At 68.0% G+C, this 18,928-nt stretch carries 14 protein-coding genes; 8 read left to right on the plus strand and 6 right to left on the minus strand.

The annotated features are described in order from the left end of the window. The 3 genes from glpK to GA0115254_RS05475 all read right to left on the minus strand — a co-directional run bounded on the left by glpK (nucleotide 1) and on the right by GA0115254_RS05475 (nucleotide 3,397). The gene (gene glpK, locus GA0115254_RS05465; RefSeq protein ID WP_093894138.1) at nucleotides 1-1,536 is read right to left on the minus strand and encodes a glycerol kinase GlpK; all 1,536 of its coding nucleotides are present in this window, start codon (nucleotides 1,534-1,536) and stop codon (nucleotides 1-3) included. Nucleotides 1,537-1,592: 56 nt separating this feature from the next. Next, entirely contained in the window at nucleotides 1,593-2,384 is a 792-nt protein-coding gene (locus GA0115254_RS05470) for an MIP/aquaporin family protein (RefSeq protein ID WP_093894139.1), read from the minus strand. A gap of 248 nt (nucleotides 2,385-2,632) precedes the next feature. Continuing rightward, the gene (locus tag GA0115254_RS05475) at nucleotides 2,633-3,397 is read right to left on the minus strand and encodes an IclR family transcriptional regulator (protein ID WP_256102402.1); all 765 of its coding nucleotides are present in this window, start codon (nucleotides 3,395-3,397) and stop codon (nucleotides 2,633-2,635) included. A gap of 239 nt (nucleotides 3,398-3,636) precedes the next feature. Between GA0115254_RS05475 and metH the strand changes: the two genes are divergently transcribed. From metH to GA0115254_RS05490, 3 genes are all read left to right on the plus strand, one after another. Continuing rightward, nucleotides 3,637-7,149, plus strand: coding sequence for a methionine synthase (gene metH, locus GA0115254_RS05480; RefSeq protein ID WP_093894141.1), 3,513 nt, complete (start codon nucleotides 3,637-3,639; stop codon nucleotides 7,147-7,149). A gap of 120 nt (nucleotides 7,150-7,269) precedes the next feature. Next, entirely contained in the window at nucleotides 7,270-7,971 is a 702-nt protein-coding gene (locus GA0115254_RS05485; RefSeq protein WP_093894142.1) for an HAD family hydrolase, read from the plus strand. A 366-nt stretch (nucleotides 7,972-8,337) separates the two neighbouring features. Then, the gene (locus GA0115254_RS05490) at nucleotides 8,338-9,939 is read left to right on the plus strand and encodes an ABC transporter substrate-binding protein (protein ID WP_093894143.1); all 1,602 of its coding nucleotides are present in this window, start codon (nucleotides 8,338-8,340) and stop codon (nucleotides 9,937-9,939) included. A 57-nt stretch (nucleotides 9,940-9,996) separates the two neighbouring features. Here the strand turns inward: GA0115254_RS05490 and GA0115254_RS05495 are convergent, their stop codons facing one another. Together GA0115254_RS05495 and GA0115254_RS05500 are read right to left on the minus strand one after the other, a co-directional pair. Then, nucleotides 9,997-10,668: a response regulator gene (locus GA0115254_RS05495; RefSeq protein WP_093894144.1), complete on the minus strand. Its 672-nt coding sequence runs from the start codon at nucleotides 10,666-10,668 to the stop codon at nucleotides 9,997-9,999. A 9-nt stretch (nucleotides 10,669-10,677) separates the two neighbouring features. Then, nucleotides 10,678-11,523, minus strand: coding sequence for a RecB family exonuclease (locus GA0115254_RS05500; protein ID WP_256102406.1), 846 nt, complete (start codon nucleotides 11,521-11,523; stop codon nucleotides 10,678-10,680). A 171-nt stretch (nucleotides 11,524-11,694) separates the two neighbouring features. Here GA0115254_RS05500 and GA0115254_RS05505 point away from each other — a divergent pair, with 171 nt between their 5' ends. From GA0115254_RS05505 to GA0115254_RS05515, 3 genes are all read left to right on the plus strand, one after another. After that, complete coding sequence (locus tag GA0115254_RS05505; RefSeq protein ID WP_093894175.1) at nucleotides 11,695-12,945, plus strand: site-2 protease family protein; 1,251 nt, start codon at nucleotides 11,695-11,697, stop codon at nucleotides 12,943-12,945. A gap of 50 nt (nucleotides 12,946-12,995) precedes the next feature. After that, nucleotides 12,996-13,901: a tRNA (adenine-N1)-methyltransferase gene (locus GA0115254_RS05510; RefSeq protein WP_093541283.1), complete on the plus strand. Its 906-nt coding sequence runs from the start codon at nucleotides 12,996-12,998 to the stop codon at nucleotides 13,899-13,901. Nucleotides 13,902-14,130: 229 nt separating this feature from the next. Further along, nucleotides 14,131-14,709, plus strand: coding sequence for a hypothetical protein (locus GA0115254_RS05515; protein WP_093894145.1), 579 nt, complete (start codon nucleotides 14,131-14,133; stop codon nucleotides 14,707-14,709). Nucleotides 14,710-14,748: 39 nt separating this feature from the next. Here the strand turns inward: GA0115254_RS05515 and GA0115254_RS05520 are convergent, their stop codons facing one another. Beyond that, entirely contained in the window at nucleotides 14,749-15,060 is a 312-nt protein-coding gene (locus GA0115254_RS05520; protein ID WP_093894146.1) for a ferredoxin, read from the minus strand. Between the two features lie 240 nt (nucleotides 15,061-15,300). On the opposite strand from GA0115254_RS05520, the gene arc reads away from it, so the two are divergent. Further along, nucleotides 15,301-17,067 (plus strand): proteasome ATPase, encoded by a 1,767-nt coding sequence (arc, locus tag GA0115254_RS05530; RefSeq protein ID WP_093894147.1) that lies wholly within the window; start codon nucleotides 15,301-15,303, stop codon nucleotides 17,065-17,067. 236 nt (nucleotides 17,068-17,303) lie between these two features. Continuing rightward, nucleotides 17,304-18,815, plus strand: a complete 1,512-nt coding sequence (dop, locus tag GA0115254_RS05535; protein WP_370740831.1) for a depupylase/deamidase Dop — start codon at nucleotides 17,304-17,306, stop codon at nucleotides 18,813-18,815. Nucleotides 18,816-18,928 lie beyond the last annotated feature (113 nt).

Raw genomic sequence — 18,928 nt, forward strand, 5'->3', positions numbered from 1 at the left:
TTACTCCTCGACTGTGCTGTCTTCGAGCCAGCCCATGGTCCGTTCCACGGCCTTGAGCCAGCTCTTGTACTCGCGGTCGCGGGTGTCCGCGGCCATGCGGGGTGTCCACTCGGCGGCCCGGCGCCAGTTGGCGCGCAGCGCGTCGGTGTCCGGCCAGAAGCCGACGGCGAGACCGGCGGCGTAGGCGGCGCCGAGGCAGGTGGTCTCGGCGACCATGGGCCGCACCACGGGTGCGTCCAGGAAGTCGGCGAGTGTCTGCATCAGCAAGTTGTTGGAGGTCATGCCGCCGTCGACCTTCAGGGCGGCGAGCTCGACACCGGAGTCCTTCGTCATGGCGTCGGTGATCTCGCGGGTCTGCCAGGCGGTGGCCTCCAGGACGGCACGGGCGATGTGCGCCTTGGTGACGTACCTGGTCAGACCGGCGATGACGCCGCGGGCGTCGGAGCGCCAGTACGGGGCGAACAGACCCGAGAAGGCGGGCACGAAGTACGCACCGCCGTTGTCCTCGACCGAGGAGGCCAGGGTCTCGATCTCGGCCGCGGACTTGATCAGGCCCATCTGGTCGCGCATCCACTGCACCAGCGAGCCCGTGACGGCGATGGAGCCCTCCAGGGCGTACACCGGCTTCTGGTCGCCGATCCGGTAACCGACCGTCGTCAGCAGTCCGTTGTACGAGTTGACGGGCGTCTCACCGGTGTTCATGAGCATGAAGGTGCCGGTGCCGTACGTGGATTTGGCCTCGCCCTCGGAGAAGCAGGTCTGGCCGAACAGGGCCGCCTGCTGGTCGCCGAGCGCGGAGGCGACCGGGACACCGTCCAGGACGCCGCCCTTGGCGGTGCCGTACACCTCGGCGGAGGAGCGGATCTCGGGCAGCACGGCCGCCGGGATCTCCATGGACGAGAGGATCTTGTCGTCCCACGCCAGGGTGTGCAGGTTCATCAGAAGGGTGCGCGAGGCGTTGGTGACGTCGGTGACATGGACGCCGCCGTCCGTGCCGCCGGTCAGATTCCAGATGACCCAGGAGTCCATGGTGCCGAAGAGGATGTCGCCGCGCTCGGCGCGCTCGCGCAGCCCCTCGACGTTGTCGAGCAGCCAGCGGACCTTGGGGCCCGCGAAGTACGAGGCCAGCGGCAGACCGGTCTCGCGGCGGAAGCGGTCCTGGCCCACGTTCCGGCCGAGCTCCTTGCAGAGCGCGTCGGTGCGGGTGTCCTGCCAGACCAGGGCGTTGTGGACGGGCTCACCGGTGTTCCTGTCCCAGAGCAGAGTGGTCTCGCGCTGGTTGGTGATGCCGATCGCCTTCACATCGGCGGCGGTGATGCCCGCCTTGACGATGGCGCCGGCGACGACCTCCTGGACGTTCTCCCAGATCTCGGTCGCGTTGTGCTCGACCCAGCCCGGCTTCGGGAAGATCTGTTCGTGCTCCTTCTGGTCGACGGAGACGATCCGGCCGTCCTTGTCGAAGACGATGCAGCGGCTGGAGGTGGTGCCCTGGTCGATGGCCGCGATGAAAGGGCCGGTGGTGTGTGCGTCGGTCACGGTGTGCTCCCGGAAGTCTGTGTGGTCTTGAGGGTTACGGCTCTGTGCGCCACGGTTCAGGCGAAGGCGACGTTGTAGAGCCCGCCCGCGATCGCGCCGCCGACGAGCGGTCCGACGACCGGGACCCATGCGTAGCCCCAGTCGGAGCCGCCCTTGTTCGGCAGCGGCAGCAGCGCGTGCACGATACGCGGACCGAGGTCGCGAACCGGGTTGATCGCGTAACCCGTCGGTCCGCCGAGGGAGAGACCGATACCGACGACGACCAGAGCGGTGACCAGAGCGCCGAGCGTGCCCAGGCCATTGCCCTCGTTGTTGAGGCCCTGGGTGAGAATCGCCAGCACGAGCACGACGGTGGCGATGATTTCGGTGACGAGGTTCTGCACCGCGTGCCGGATCTCGGGGCCGGTGGAGAAGATGCCCAGCACCGGGCCCGCCTTCGGGGCGGTGGCCTTGTCGACCATGCCCTCTTCACCCGACTGGGCGCCCAGGATCTCCGGATCGGTGAGATGCGCCCGGAACTGTCCGTAGTACGTCAGCCAGACCAGCACTGCGCCGATCATCGCGCCGAGCAGTTGGGAGCCGAGGTACAGCGGTACGTCGCTCCACTTGGTGCCGCCCTCGATCGCGAGACCGATCGTGACCGCCGGATTGAGATGCGCGCCGGAAACGCCACCGGCCAGATACGCGCCGGTCAGCACGGCGAAACCCCACCCGAAGGTGATGGCGAGCCAGCCGGCGTTCTGCGCCTTGGAGCGCTTGAGAGTGACAGCGGCACAGACACCGCCGCCGAGCAGGATGAGTACGGCGGTACCTATGGTCTCGCCGATGAAGATGTCGGAGCTGGACACCCGCGACTCCTTTGTCCTTCGTCCAGGGAAGCCGAACCCCGGGTCCCTCCGGTGGTCCGCGCCCTCACGTGAGGGCGTTTTCCGGCCCTTGGCGCTGTCACACCTTAACGCGAAATTCCGTTAGCTGTTCGACAATGCCGACCGGTGAACGGCAATGCTTCCCCCAGGTGAATCAGGCGTCAAGGGTTGTGTGGCCTATAACTCGATCGTTACCGACGACTCGTCGGTAACGATCACCGGCGCGGCGGTCAGAAGGGCCGGGCGCCCAGATCCCTGGAGACCGCGCGGGCGCAGTCCCGCACTGCGGCGATCAGCTCGGGGCGCAGCTCCCCGTCCGCGCAGACCCGCTCCACCGCGCCGGTCACGGCCACCGCGCCGACCGGCATCCGCCGCCGGTCGTGGATCGGGGCGGCCACTGCGGCGACGCCCTCCCAGGTCTCCTCCACATCGGCCGCCCAGCCGCGGGCCCGGATCAGGTCGAGCATCGTCTCGAACTCCTCCGGATCGGTGACGGTGTGCGGGGTGAAAGGCCTGCGTTCGGCCTCCAGGGCCTCGGTGTGCGCCACCGGGTCGTACGCCGCGAGCACCTTGCCCAGGGCCGTGGAGTGCAGTGGCTGCATGGCCCCCACCTCCAGGACCTGCCGGCTGTCGTCGGGCCGGAAGACATGGTGGACGATGAGGACGCCCTGCTGGTGCAGAACCCCCAGATGGGCGCTCTCGCCGCTGGAGCGGGCCAGGTCGTCCGTCCAGACGAGCGCGCGGGCCCGCAGCTCGTGGACGTCCAGATAGCTGTTGCCCAGACGCAGCAGCTCGGCGCCCAGCTGATAGCGGCCGGACACCGCGTCCTGCTCTACGAAGCCCTCGTGCTGGAGCGTGCGCAGGATGCCGTGCGCGGTGCCCTTGGCCAGGCCCAGTGAGGAGGCGATGTCGGACAGCCCCAGCCGACGCTCGCCGCCTGCCAGCAGGCGCAGCATCGCCGCCGCCCGTTCCAGCGACTGGATGTTCTTGGCCATCGCGCCGTACTCCTCCACCTCGGTTCGACAATGCTGAACACTATCGGTCGATGCCGACCTGTGCTCGACCCCACAGGAAAACTGCGGCACCACTCCGATCCGGACATCTCCCCGCACAGCATGCCGTCCGTTCCGTGGGACGGAGTGACGGCCCCGGGCGCTGCCCGGCTACGCTGGCCTGGTGCGCCTTCCGCCGAAGACGCAAAGCCGACAGCCGTCGCATCCCAGGGAGTACATCCATGGCCTCGTCGCCGACCCCTTCCGCCGACAGCCGGAACCGAGCCGAAGCCCTCCGCGAGGCACTCGCCACCCGGGTGGTGGTGGCCGACGGTGCCATGGGCACCATGCTCCAGGCACAGGACCCCACCCTCGAGGACTTCCAGAACCTCGAAGGCTGCAACGAGATCCTGAACGTCACGCGCCCCGACATCGTGCGCTCCGTGCACCAGGAGTACTTCGCCGTCGGCGTGGACTGCGTCGAGACGAACACCTTCGGTGCCAACCTGGCGGCCCTGGGCGAGTACGACATCGCCGAGCGGGTCTTCGAGCTCTCCGAGTCGGGCGCGCGCATCGCCCGCGAGGTCGCCGACGAGTTCACCGCCTCCACCGGACAGCAGCGCTGGGTGCTCGGCTCCATGGGCCCGGGCACGAAGCTGCCGACACTGGGTCACGCTCCGTACACCAAGCTCCGCGACGCCTACCAGCAGAACGCCGAGGGCATGATCGCCGGCGGCGCCGACGCCCTCCTGGTCGAGACGACCCAGGACCTCCTGCAGACCAAGGCCTCCATCATCGGCGCCCGCCGCGCCCTGGAGGCCACCGGTACCAGTCTTCCGGTGATCTGCTCCGTCACCGTGGAGACGACCGGCACGATGCTGCTCGGCTCCGAGATCGGCGCGGCGCTCACCGCTCTGGAACCGCTCGGCATCGACCTCATCGGCCTGAACTGCGCCACCGGCCCCGCCGAGATGAGCGAGCACCTGCGCTATCTCGCCCGCCACTCGAGCATCCCGCTCTCCTGCATGCCCAACGCCGGCCTCCCCGTGCTCGGCAAGGACGGCGCGCACTACCCGCTGTCCCCGGCCGAGCTGGCCGACGCCCAGGAGACCTTCGTACGCGAGTACGGCCTCTCGCTGGTCGGCGGCTGCTGCGGTACGACCCCGGAGCACCTGCGCCAGGTCGTCGAGCGGGTCCGCGGCGTCGCCGTCACCCCCCGCACCCCGCACCCCGAGCCGGGCGCCGCGTCCCTGTACCAGACCGTCCCGTTCCGCCAGGACACCTCGTACCTCGCGATCGGCGAGCGTACGAACGCCAACGGGTCGAAGAAGTTCCGCGAGGCCATGCTGGAGGCCCGCTGGGACGACTGCGTGGAGATGGCCCGCGACCAGATCCGCGAGGGCGCCCACATGCTCGACCTCTGTGTCGACTACGTGGGCCGCGACGGTGTGGCGGACATGGAGGAGCTGGCCGGCCGCTTCGCCACCGCCTCCACCCTCCCGATCGTGCTCGACTCCACCGAACTGCCCGTCCTGCGGGCCGGTCTGGAGAAGCTCGGCGGCCGTGCCGTCCTCAACTCCGTCAACTACGAGGACGGTGACGGACCCGAGTCCCGCTTCGCCAAGGTCACCGCGCTGGCCGTCGAGCACGGCGCCGCGCTGATCGCCCTGACCATCGACGAGGAGGGCCAGGCCCGTACCGTCGAGCACAAGGTCGCCGTCGCCGAGCGGCTCATCGAGGACCTGACCGGCAACTGGGGCATCAAGGAGTCGGACATCCTCATCGACACCCTGACCTTCACCATCTGCACCGGTCAGGAGGAGTCCCGGGGCGACGGCATCGCCACCATCGGGGCCATCCGCGAACTGAAGAAGCGCCACCCCGACGTCCAGACCACGCTGGGCCTGTCCAACATCTCCTTCGGGCTCAACCCGGCCGCCCGCGTCGTGCTGAACTCCGTCTTCCTCGACGAGTGCGTCAAGGCCGGACTCGACTCGGCGATCGTGCACGCCTCCAAGATCCTGCCGATCGCACGCCTGGAGAAGGAGCAGGTCGAGGTCGCGCTCGACCTCATCCACGACCGCCGCGCAGAGGGCTACGACCCACTCCAGAAGCTCATGGAGCTCTTCGAGGGTGTCAGCACGAAGTCCATGAAGGCGGGCAAGGCCGAGGAACTCCTCGCCCTGCCGCTGGACGAGCGCCTTCAGCGCCGCATCATCGACGGTGAGAAGAACGGCCTGGAGACCGATCTCGACGAGGCCCTGCAGACCCGCCCGGCCCTCGACATCGTCAACGACACGCTGCTCGAAGGCATGAAGGTCGTCGGTGAGCTCTTCGGCTCCGGCCAGATGCAGCTGCCGTTCGTGCTCCAGTCCGCCGAGGTCATGAAGACCGCGGTCGCCTATCTGGAACCGCACATGGAGAAGTCCGACGCCGAGGGCAAGGGCACCATCGTCCTGGCCACGGTCCGCGGCGACGTCCATGACATCGGCAAGAACCTCGTCGACATCATCCTGTCCAACAACGGCTACAACGTCGTGAACCTGGGTATCAAGCAGCCCGTCTCCGCGATCCTGGAGGCCGCCGAGGAGCACCGCGCCGACGTCATCGGCATGTCCGGCCTCCTGGTGAAGTCCACCGTGATCATGAAGGAGAACCTGGAGGAGCTGAACCAGCGCAAGCTGGCCGCCGACTTCCCGGTGATCCTCGGCGGCGCGGCCCTCACCCGGGCCTATGTCGAGCAGGACCTCCACGAGATCTACGAGGGCGAGGTCCGCTACGCCCGTGACGCGTTCGAGGGGCTGCGCCTGATGGACGCCCTCATCGCGGTCAAGCGCGGCGTCCCCGGCGCGACCCTCCCCGAACTCAAGCAGCGCCGTGTCCCCAAGCGGGACACGGTGGTCCTGGAGGCCGACGAGCCCGAGGAGGGCGTCCGTTCCGACGTCGCCGTCGACAACCCGGTCCCCGCGCCGCCGTTCTGGGGCACCCGGGTCGTCAAGGGCATCCAGCTCAAGGAGTACGCGTCCTGGCTGGACGAGGGCGCGCTCTTCAAGGGCCAGTGGGGCCTCAAGCAGGCCCGCGCCGGTGACGGACCGACGTACGAGGAGCTGGTCGAGACCGAGGGCCGCCCGCACCTGCGCGGCTGGCTCGACAAGCTCCACACGGAGAACCTGCTGGAGGCCGCCGTCGTCTACGGCTACTTCCCCTGCGTCTCCAAGGGCGACGACCTGATCCTGCTCCACGAGGACGGCTCCGAGCGCACCCGCTTCACCTTCCCGCGCCAGCGCCGCGGCCGCCGCCTCTGTCTCGCGGACTTCTTCCGCCCCGAGGAGTCCGGCGAGACGGATGTGATCGGCCTCCAGGTCGTCACCGTCGGCTCGAAGATCGGCGGCGAGACCGCGAAGCTCTTCGAGGCCAACTCCTACCGCGACTACCTGGAGCTGCACGGCCTGTCCGTACAGCTGGCCGAGGCCCTCGCCGAGTACTGGCACGCCAGGGTCCGCTCCGAGCTCGGCTTCGGCGGCGAGGACCCCGCCGATGTCGAGGACATGTTCGCGCTCAAGTACCGCGGCGCGCGCTTCTCGCTCGGCTACGGCGCCTGCCCCGATCTGGAGGACCGGGCGAAGATCGCCGAGCTGCTCCAGCCCGAGCGGATCGGTGTGCATCTCTCGGAGGAGTTCCAGCTGCACCCGGAGCAGTCCACCGACGCGATCGTCATCCACCACCCGGAGGCGAAGTACTTCAACGCGCGTTAAGACGCCGTTCAGCGCGCGGCAGCCGGACAAGTCGTACACTGGTCGGTCCAGTGCAGGCCGGTCGCCCTTCCCACGGGAAATGGCGGCCGGCCTTCTCGTCCCTTACGGAAGGTGTGCCGGATGACCAGCACGGTTCCCGCGTCCATGACCCGCACGGCCGAAGGTGCCGCTCTGCAGGCCGTCCTGCTCGACATGGACGGCACGCTCGTCGACACCGAGGGCTTCTGGTGGGACGCCGAGGTGGAGGTCTTCGCCGAGCTCGGGCACCAGCTCGACGAGGCCTGGCGGGACGTGGTGGTCGGCGGGCCGATGACCCGCAGCGCCGGCTACCTCATGGATGTCACCGGCGCGGACATCACCCTCGCCGAACTCACCGTGCTGCTCAACGACCGCTTCGAGAGGCGCATCGGCCGCGGGGTGCCGCTGATGCCGGGCGCGGCGCGGCTGCTGGCCGAACTGGCCAGGCACGAGATTCCCACCGCCCTGGTCTCCGCCTCGCACCGGCGGATCATCGACCGGGTGCTGGACTCGGTGGGCGCCCACCACTTCGCCCTCACCGTCGCGGGCGACGAGGTCTCCCGTACCAAACCGCACCCGGAGCCCTATCTCACCGCCGCGTCCGGCTTCGGGGCGGCCCCCGAGCTCTGTGCGGTCATCGAGGACACCGCGACCGGCGTCGCGGCGGCGGAGGCCGCGGGCTGCCGGGTGGTCGCCGTACCGTCCGTCGCGCCGATCGCCCCTGCCTCCGGCCGAGTGGTCGTACGTTCGCTCGAAGAAGTCGATCTCGCATTTCTCCGGGGCCTGGTCACAGGATTGCAGTGATCCGCACACCGAGAGTGTTTCTGTGAATAAATCGAAAAACTCTCGGCGTCGGATGGTGCATTTTCTGTCGTACGTAAGTGTGTGCAAGCCGGGCGTACGGCAAGGGGGAGATTGGACCCCGGGCGTGAGCTTTATCACCTGAATGACCGCGGCAAGCTTTTTAGGATCCACCGAAGTGTCCGTTTTGGTGTGTCGAAACGTCACGATTAGTGAGGTCCTGTACGGAACCTTCCGGGACGAGGAAAACGGCTCGCCGCTAATTCCCATCACCGTCTGATTACGCATGGGGGCATCTCCGGTCCGGCATTGCCGACGGCGCCCACTAATGTCGCTTTCTCAATGCACGGATGAGGGAGAGCGTCCAAGATGAACCGTAAGACTCTGGTGCTGCCGGCCGTCGTCGGCCTGCTCGCGCCCGCACTCGCCGCCTGCGGCGCGTCGGGCGACGGGGGCGATGGCAAGGCCGCCATCGTTGTCGGCACCACGGACCAGTTCGTCGCCTCCAAGGACAATCCCGCGCCGCTCGACCCCGCCATCGGCTATGAAGCCGGCGTATGGAATGTGCTCCGGCAGACCGTGCAGACCCTGGTGCATGTGCCGCGCGGCGGCGGCGAACCGGTGCCCGAAGCCGCGGAGAGCTGCACCTTCACGGACACGCAGAACGAGAGCTACCGCTGCAAGCTGCGCAGTGGGCTGAAGTTCTCCAGTGGCAAGGCCATCACCGCCGATGATGTGAAGTACTCCATCGACCGCGTCATCCGCATCGACGCCGCGAACGGGCCCGTCGCCCTGCTCGACAACATCGACACGATCGAGACACGGGGCGACCGGGAGGTCATCTTCCATCTGCGCGCGCCGGACGCCACGTTCCCGTACAAGCTCGCCACCCCGGTCGCCGGGATCGTGCCGCGGAGCAAGTACGCAGCGAAGTCCGCGCGTACCGGATTCCAGGTGGACGGCTCCGGCCCGTACACCATGAAGCCGGAAGTCGAGCACAACCAGGTCGTCAAGGTGCTCTTCACCAGGAACCCCCACTACAAGGGGGATCTGAAGGTACGGAACGAGAAGGTCGAGCTGGACGTCTTCCCCGACCCGACGGCCATGGGCAAGGCCCTCGACAACGAGAAGATCGACATGATGACCCGCACCATGTCGCCCGAGCAGTCCCAGCAGATGCTCGAAAAGCCCAGGGACGACATCAAACTCACCGAGATGCCCGGCCTCGCCATCCATTTCCTGGGCTTCAACACCAACGACCCGGCCGTGAAGAACAAGGCCGTCCGCCAGGCCATGGCCCAGGTCATCGACCGCGGTGAAATCGCGAGCAAGGTGTACGGCACCACGGCCGAGCCGCTGTACTCGCTGATCCCGTCCGGCATCACCGCGCACGCCAACTCGTTCTACAACAAGTACAGCGAACCCAGCACCACGAAGGCTGCGGCGATCCTGAACGCCGCGGGCGTCGACACCCCGGTGAAGCTCACGCTCCACTACCCGACCGACCGTGCCGGCGCCGGCAACGCCGCCGAGTTCGGAACCCTGAAGAAGCAGTTCAACGACACCGGACTGTTCGACGTCACCGTTCAGGGAACCCCCTGGGTGAAGTACCGCCCGGCACAGCTGCGCGGCGACTACGCCGTCTACGGCATGGGCTGGTTCCCCGACTTCCCGGACCCCGACAACTTCATGGCGCCGTTCCTCTACAAGAACAACTTCCTCAACTCGCCCTACAAGTCGACCCTGGCCCAGAAGACGCTCATTCCGCAGTCCCGTCGCGAGACCGACCGCAGCGCCTCGGCCAAGACCTTCCAGCAGCTCCAGGACATCGTCGCCGACGACGTCCCGGTACTGCCGATCTGGCAGGGCAAGCAGTACGTCGCCTCCCGTGAGGACCTCACCGGTGTCGAGTGGGCGGTCAACTCCTCCGCGGATCTCCAGCTCTGGGAGCTGGGCGACGGGAGCGTCTGAGCGCGGACGGCGCCTCCGGCCGCACCTGGCCGGAAGGCGCCGCTCCGCCCACTCCGCTCACTGGGCGCCGGGGCGCACCAGGCCGCTCTCGTACGCGTATACGGCCGCCTGCACCCGGTCGCGCAGACCGAGCTTGGTCAGCACATGGCCGACATGCGTCTTGACCGTGGTCTCACTGACGAACAGATCCGCGGCGATTTCCGCATTCGAGAGACCGCGCGCCACCAGCTTCAGCACCTCGAGCTCACGGTCCGTCAGCGTGTGCAGGGTGTCGGGCACCGGCTCCTCGCCGGACGGCAGATGGTCCGCATACTTGTCGAGCAGCCTGCGGGTGATGCTCGGAGCGAGCATCGCCTCGCCCGCGGCGACCACGCGGATGGCCTGCACCAGTTCATTGGCCGGAGCGTCCTTCAACAGGAAGCCGCTGGCACCGGCGCGCAGCGCCTCCACCACGTACTCGTCGAGATCGAACGTGGTCAGCACCAGCACCTTCGCCGGACCGTCCCGGCCGGGACCGGTGATCTGGCGCGTCGCCTCGACGCCGTCCATCCGCGGCATGCGGATGTCCATCAGCACCACATCGGGCTGCAGCGCCCGCACCTGGTCGAGAGCCTGGAGACCGTCACCGGCCTCGCCCACCACCGCGAGATCCCCCTCCGCCTCCAGAATCATCCGGAAGCCGGTGCGCAGCAGCGGTTGGTCATCGACCAGTAGGACGCGGATAGCCACAGGGTCTCCTTAAGGTCCTTCGAGGGCCACAGGCCGGCCGGCCTCAGCATGGACCGGATCCATTCTGCCCTGGACATCCTGCTCCGACTCCGCCGGGCGTGCTGACAAAGGATAAACCGGGGGAGTGCCACCGAATTCGGGGCAGACCGACTGGTGGTCGCACCAGCCGCAGAGCTTCGTCGGCCGGGGCCGCCACTCGCCCGTCTCCGTCGCCTGCCGGATCGCGTCCCAGAGCGCCAGCAGCTTCCGCTCGACGCGCTCCAGATCCGCCACCACCGGGTCGTACGTCATGATGTCGCCGCTGCCGAGATAGACGAGCTGGAGCCGACGGGGCACCACGCCCTTCAGCCGCCAGATCACCAGGGCGTAGAACTTCATCTGGAAGAGCGCGCCTTCCGCGTACTCCGGGCGCGGCGCCTTCCCTGTCTTGTAGTCCACGATCCGGACCTCGCCCGTCGGCGCCACATCGATACGGTCGATCACCCCGCGCAGCCGAAGTCCCGACTCCAGCTCCGTCTCGACGAACAGCTCCCGCTCGGCGGGCTCCAGGCGCGTCGGATCCTCCAGTGAGAACCACCGCTCCACCAGGCTCTCCGCCTCCGAGAGCCAACGCGCCAGCCGCTCGCCCCCGGCATCCTCCGCGAAGAGCTCCGACAGCTCCGGCTTCGACTCGAGCAGCCGGTCCCACTGGCCGGGGATCAGCGCCGTGGCCCGGTCGGCCGTGCGCTCCACCGCCGGGTTGTCGAAGAGCCGCTCGAGCACCGCATGCACCAGCGTGCCCCGGGTCGCCGCCTCGCTGGGCTTCTCCGGCAGTTTGTCGATGACCCGGAAGCGGTACAGCAGAGGACACTGCATGAAATCGCTCGCCCGCGACGGCGACAGGGACGAAGGCGGCTGAGGCTGCCGCGGCAGGGAGGTCATGTCGAAGACCCTACGGCCCGCCACTGACAGCCGGCGGCATACCATCGACCACAGACCCTCGCACACTGCATGATCGTGCCGTACAGCACCGACCGAAGGGACCTCGTGGACGAGAGCGGCGACAGCGGGCGGCCGCAGCCCGGTGCAGGGGGAACGGGCCCCGGCGCCGGCCCCGAGAAGGGCGAACCGCGGCGCCCCGAAGAGCCGGGCGGCGGCCTGCTCATGGGCCGTCCCTTCGGCGTGCCCGTGTATGTCGCGCCCAGCTGGTTCCTCGTGGCCGCACTGATCACCTGGGTCTTCGGAGGCCAGCTCGAACGGGTACTGCCCGAGCTCGGCGCGGCCCGCTATCTGGTCTCCCTCTTCTTCGCGATCGCCTTCTACGCGTCCGTACTCGTCCACGAACTCGCCCACACGGTCGTCGCGCTGCGCTACAAGCTGCCGGTGCGCCGTATCCAGCTCCAGTTCTTCGGCGGCGTCTCCGAGATCGAGAAGGAGTCCGAGACCCCCGGCCGCGAATTCGTTCTCGCCTTCGTCGGCCCCCTGCTCTCCCTGGTGCTCGCCGGGCTCTTCTACGTAGGGATGACGTTCGTCGCGCCCGGCACCGTGCCCGGTGTCCTCCTCGCCGGACTGATGATCTCCAACCTCCTGGTGGCCGCCTTCAACCTCCTCCCCGGCCTCCCGCTCGACGGCGGGCGCATGCTCCGCGCCGTCGTCTGGAAGATCACCGGGCGGCCGATGAGCGGCACCGTCGCCGCCGCCTGGGTCGGCCGTGCACTGGCCGTCGTCACCCTCGTCGGCCTCCCGCTGCTCACCCACACCGGCTCCTTGGGGAACAACCCCCGAGACCTCAGCGGCTTGGACACCGTCACCGACGCGCTGCTCGCCGCCATCCTCGCCGCCATCATCTGGACCGGTGCGGGCAACAGCCTGCGCATGGCCCGCCTGCGCGAACACCTTCCCGAACTGCGCGCCCGCACCCTCACCCGACGCGCCGTTCCGGTGGAGGCCGCCACCCCGCTCTCCGAGGCCCTGCGCCGCGCCAACGAGGCGGGCGCCCGTGCCCTCGTCGTCGTCGACGGACACGGCGAACCCCGGGGCGTCGTCCGCGAGACGGCCATCGTCTCCGTACCCGAACACCGCCGCCCCTGGGTCGCCGTCAGCAGCCTCGCCCAGGACCTCACCGAAGGCATGAAGATCTCCGCCGAGCTGGCCGGCGAAGCGCTCCTGGACAGGCTCAAGGCCGACCCCGCCACCGAATACCTCGTCCTCGAGGAGACCGGCGAGATCTACGGCGTGCTGTCCACCGCCGACGTGGAACGGGCATTCGTCGCCGCCCTGGCCAGGCCCGCCACCTGACCGCCCGGACTCGCGGTCGGCGCGCGGGGAATCACCGGTACGCTGGTCACATGTCTGAACCGACCGGTGCCGCCCGCCGACGCGGGCCCTTCAAGGTCGGGGACCAGGTCCAGCTCACCGATCCCAAGGGACGCCACTACACCTTCACGCTCGAAGCCGGAAAGAACTTCCACACCCACAAGGGTTCTTTCCCGCACGACGAGCTGATCGGTGCCCCCGAGGGCAGTGTTGTCCGAACCACGGGAAACGTCGCCTACCTCGCGCTGCGCCCCCTGCTCCCCGACTACGTCCTGTCCATGCCCCGCGGCGCCGCCGTGGTCTACCCCAAGGACGCGGGGCAGATCCTGGCCTTCGCCGACATCTTCCCCGGCGCCCGCGTCGTGGAAGCCGGCGTCGGCTCCGGCTCGCTCTCCACCTTCCTGCTCCGCGCCATCGGCGACCAGGGCATGCTGCACTCGTACGAGCGCCGCGAGGACTTCGCCGAGATCGCCCAGCAGAACGTCGAGCGCTACTTCGGCGAACCGCACCCCGCGTGGCAGCTCACCGTCGGCGACCTCCAGGACAACCTGTCCGACACCGACGTCGACCGGGTCATCCTCGACATGCTCGCTCCGTGGGAGTGCCTGGAGGCCGTCTCCAAGGCGCTCGTGCCCGGTGGCATCCTCTGCGCGTACGTCGCCACCACCACCCAGCTCGCCCGGACCGTCGAGTCCATCCGCGAGATCGGCTGCTTTGCCGAGCCGCAGCCCTGGGAATCGATGATCCGCAACTGGCACGTCGAGGGCCTGGCCGTCCGCCCGGACCACCGCATGATCGGCCACACCGGCTTCCTCGTCACCGCTCGCCGTCTGGCCGACGGTGTGGAGGCCCCGCTCCGCCGCCGCCGCCCCGCCAAGGGCGCCTACGGCGAGGACTACGACGGTCCCGGCAGCCAGAGCGGCTCCTCCCGCGGCTGAGCCGCACAACGTACCGGCGCCGCCGCGGAGTTCCCGGACCGACACGGGAACTCGGCGGCGGCGCCCTTTCGTTGCCGCTGCGGAAGCCCGTCCGTGCCGACCCCACCGTTCCGCTGCTCTGTGAGGTGTGGCACGATGCTGGCCACCCCCACGCCTCCGCGGACGTCCCACCGGCGGCACCGTCCACCCAGGCATCCTCGAACCACAGGAACCACAGGAGACCTCCCGCGTGCAGCCCTCCGAGCTCCCGGACCTCGCGCACACCGACACCAAGCCGCTGCACTGGCTGGCCACCGCGACAGCCATGGCCGCTGTCGTCGCAGCCGCAGGCATGCTCCAGCCGGACCCCACGGCCTCCGCCTCGACCCCCCACCGCACCACCGCGCAGCACGGCACCGCATCCGTCGCCGCACCCGATCCGGAGCGGGCGACCTTCCCCCTGGAATGCAGCGGGGTGGAGAACACCGTGGCCAAGCAGGCACCCGGCGACCTCGACGGCGACGGCCGCCCCGAGACCGTCGCCGTGGTCCACTGCGCGGCCGGTTCCGGCACACCGCCCAGCGGCGTCTACGTCCTCACACAAGGAAGCGGGGCCACACCCCGGGTCGTGGCGACCCTGGTGGACCCCGCCCAGAAGATGAGCGTCGGTGATTTCGCGGTGCGTGACGGCATCATCTCCGCCACCCTGCTCGGCTACTCCTCGGCCGCGGTACCGAGCTGCTGTCCCGACCAGCAGGAACAGGTCACCTGGCAGTGGCAGGGCGGCGCATTCGTCCGCGCCACCCAGGCCGCCCCGAGCAACGCCTGACCGGTCACTGCGCGTGATCGCCCGCCCGGAACCGCCGGATCATGCGGCCTCGGGACCGTACACCTCGACCCTGTCCGAAACACGACGCACATGGATGCAGTCGCCCGGGCACTCCTTGGCCGAATCGACCACATCCTGAAGAAGCGGCAGCGGTACGGGCGTCGTGGCGCCCTTGTCCTGCAGCAGCTCGTCGTCGCTGCTCTTCACATACGCCAGACCGTCGATGTCCAGCTCGAACACCTCGGGTGCGTACTGCACGCAGATGCCGTCTCCCGTGCAGAGGTCCTGGTCGATCCAGACCTCCAGGTCCTGCGTGTCGCTGCCGGTGGGAGCGTCCTGCTGCACGGTCATTTCTCCTGCCGTTCCTGCGTATCGGAACCAAAAGTAGCCAGCCCTGACGGGTGTTGAACGGTTCGACGATACAACCGGCCGCTTTCCGATGTTGAAGGGTGGGTATTCCCCTGACACGAGGGGGAACGCAAGGGTGAAGATCGGACACGCCTCGCAGTCTTTGTGATCTAGGGGTTTCAATCATCACCCACCCAGGTAGGGTCAGGAAGCGTCCAGCTCCCCTTGGAGGAGGTGAGGACCGTGGCAGCCCACGACGACGACATCAACCGCGGCATCCGGCCCGGGCGGGGGTCCGAAGACCCAGCCGGCCAGGTCGCCTATCTCGAGCAGGAAATCGCCGTCCTGCGACGTAAGCTCGCCGACTCTCCGCGCCATACGAGGATTCTCGAAGAGCGGATCGTCGAGTTGCAGACCAACCTGGCAGGCGTGTCCGCGCAGAATGAGCGGCTCGCCAACACACTCCGCGAGGCCCGCGACCAGATCGTGGCCCTCAAGGAAGAAGTCGACCGGCTCGCACAGCCGCCGGCCGGTTTCGGTGTGTTCTTGCAGGGCAACGAGGACGGCACCTGCGACATCTTCACCGGGGGCCGAAAGCTCCGGGTGAATGTCAGCCCCAGCGTTGAGCTCGACGACCTCCGGCGCGGCCAGGAAGTCATGCTCAACGAAGCGCTCAACGTGGTCGACGCCATGGAATTCGAGCGGGCCGGGGACATCGTCACACTCAAGGAGATCCTCGAGGACGGCGAACGGGCCCTGGTCATCGGGCACACCGACGAGGAACGGGTGGTACGGCTCGCCGAGCCGCTGCTGGACATCACCATCCGCCCCGGCGACGCCCTGCTGCTCGAACCCAGGTCCGGCTACGTCTACGAAGTGGTGCCCAAGAGCGAGGTCGAAGAGCTCGTTCTCGAAGAAGTACCGGACATCGACTACGACAAGATCGGTGGCCTGGGCGACCAGATCGAGCTGATCCGGGACGCGGTCGAGCTCCCCTACCTCCACCCCGACCTCTTCAAGGAACACGAACTGCGGCCACCGAAGGGCATCCTGCTCTACGGCCCGCCCGGCTGCGGCAAGACACTCATCGCCAAGGCAGTGGCCAACTCCCTTGCCAAGAAGGTCGCCGAAGTCACCGGCCAGCCCACGGGCAAGAGCTACTTCCTCAACATCAAGGGCCCGGAACTCCTCAACAAGTACGTCGGCGAGACCGAGCGGCACATCCGCCTGGTCTTCCAGCGTGCCCGTGAGAAGGCGGGCGAGGGCACCCCCGTCATCGTCTTCTTCGACGAGATGGAGTCCCTCTTCCGCACCCGGGGATCCGGCGTCAGCTCGGACGTGGAGAACACGATCGTCCCCCAGCTGCTCGCCGAGATCGACGGCGTCGAGGGCCTGGAGAACGTCATCGTCATCGGCGCCTCCAACCGCGAGGACATGATCGACCCCGCGATCCTGCGACCCGGCCGCCTCGATGTGAAGATCAAGATCGAGCGCCCCGACGCAGAGGCCGCGAAGGACATCTTCGCGAAGTACCTCACGCCTTCGCTGCCCCTGCACGCGGACGACCTCGCGGAGCACACCGGCTCCAAGGAAGCCGCTGCGCACGCCATGATCCAGTCGGTCGTCGAGCGGATGTACACCGAGTCCGAGGAGAACCGCTTCCTCGAGGTCACGTACGCCAACGGCGACAAGGAAGTCCTCTACTTCAAGGACTTCAATTCCGGCGCGATGATCCAGAACATCGTGGACCGGGCCAAGAAGATGGCCATCAAGGCATTCCTCGACCAGGGCCAGAAGGGCCTTCGCGTCTCCCATCTCCTCCAGGCGTGTGTGGACGAGTTCAAGGAGAACGAGGACCTGCCGAACACCACGAACCCGGACGACTGGGCCAGGATCTCCGGCAAGAAGGGCGAGCGGATCGTCTTCATCCGTACGCTGGTCACCGGAAAGCAGGGCGCAGACACCGGTCGGTCCATCGACACGGTGGCGAATACCGGGCAGTACCTGTAGAACGCAGACCGGCTGCGGATGCCCGGTCGGGCATCCGCAGCCGGTTGCTTTCCGGACAGCTCACGCGACACCGCAGCAATGACGTAATTGATCTCCCCACCAGCACAGAGTCGCTCTAGGCTCTTGCGTACCGCCCGGTCGCGCAGTGCGGGGACGGGCACCGCACACGCATCGGACAAGCAGCGGTACTTGAGCGCCGCCCCCTCAAGGGAGCGCCGCCGGGCAAGGAGGGCCGCATGACCGTACGGCGAGTAATGGGCATCGAGACGGAGTACGGGATCTCCGTCCCCGGCCACCCCAACGCCAATGCCATGCTCACCTCGTCCCAGATCGTCAACGCCTACGCAGCGGCGATGCACCGGGCGCGCCGCGCCCGCTGGGACTTCGAGGAGGAGAACCCGCTGCGGGACGCGCGAGGTTTCGACCTCGCCCGCGAGACCGCGGACTCCAGCCAGCTCACCGACGAGGACATCGGCCTGGCCAATGTCATCCTCACCAACGGGGCCCGCCTCTACGTCGACCATGCGCACCCCGAATACAGCTCCCCGGAAGTCACCAATCCGCGGGACGCGGTCCTCTGGGACAAGGCCGGCGAACGCATCATGGCCGAAGCGGCCGAACGCGCGGCCCAGCTTCCCGGCGCCCAGCCGATCCACCTCTACAAGAACAACACCGACAACAAGGGCGCCTCGTACGGCACGCACGAGAACTATCTGATGAAGCGGGAGACCCCGTTCTCGGACATCGTGCGCCATCTGACCCCGTTCTTCGTCTCCCGCCAGGTGATCACCGGAGCGGGACGCGTGGGAATCGGCCAGGACGGCCACGAGCACGGCTTCCAGATCAGTCAGCGCGCCGACTACTTCGAGGTCGAGGTCGGGCTGGAGACCACCCTCAAGCGCCCCATCATCAACACCCGCGACGAACCTCACTCCGATGCCGAGAAGTACCGCCGGCTCCATGTGATCATCGGCGACGCGAACCTCTCGGAGATCTCCTCCTATCTCAAGCTCGGCACCACCGCCCTGGTCCTCTCCATGATCGAGGACGGCTTCATCAACGTCGATCTCGCGGTCGACCAGCCGGTGCGCACCCTGCACCACGTCTCCCACGACCCGGCTCTGAAGCATATGATCACGCTGCGTAGCGGCCGCACGCTCACCGCGGTGCAGCTCCAGATGGAGTACTTCGAGCTGGGCCGCAAGTACGTCGAGGAACGGTACGGGGTGGACGCCGACGAGCAGACCAAGGACGTCCTGATCCGCTGGGAGGACACCCTCAACCGGCTGGAGAACGATCCGATGAGTCTGTCCGGCGAGCTCGACTGGATCGCCAAGCGGGAGCTCATGGAGGGCTACCGCCGCCGGGACAGCCTGGACTGGGACGCGGCGCGCCTGCACCTGGTGGATCTCCAGTACGCCGATGTGAGGGCCGACAAGGGCCTCTACAACCGTCTGGTGGCTCGCGGGAAGATGAAGCGCCTGCTGGACGAGGACGCGGTCGAGAAGGCCCGTACGAAGCCTCCGGAGGACACCAGGGCCTATTTCCGCGGCCGCTGCCTGGAACAGTACGCGGACGACGTGGCCGCGGCCTCCTGGGACTCGGTCATCTTCGATCTGCCCGGCCATGACTCACTGCAACGGGTACCCACCCTGGAACCGCTCCGCGGCACCCGTAATCACGTCAAGGAGCTCCTGGACCGTTGTCGCACGGCGGAAGAGCTGGTCCAGGTGCTGTCGGGCGGCTGAAAGGGCCGCAATCGGGGAAACATCGGGATGACCCCCGGACGTTGAGACAACTACCGGGCCAATGTCGGACCCCGTAGGTAGGGTCTGATCAAGTGCTTCGAACCGAGCGGGGT

Source organism: Streptomyces sp. Ncost-T10-10d (assembly GCF_900091955.1).
Lineage (GTDB): Bacteria > Actinomycetota > Actinomycetes > Streptomycetales > Streptomycetaceae > Streptomyces.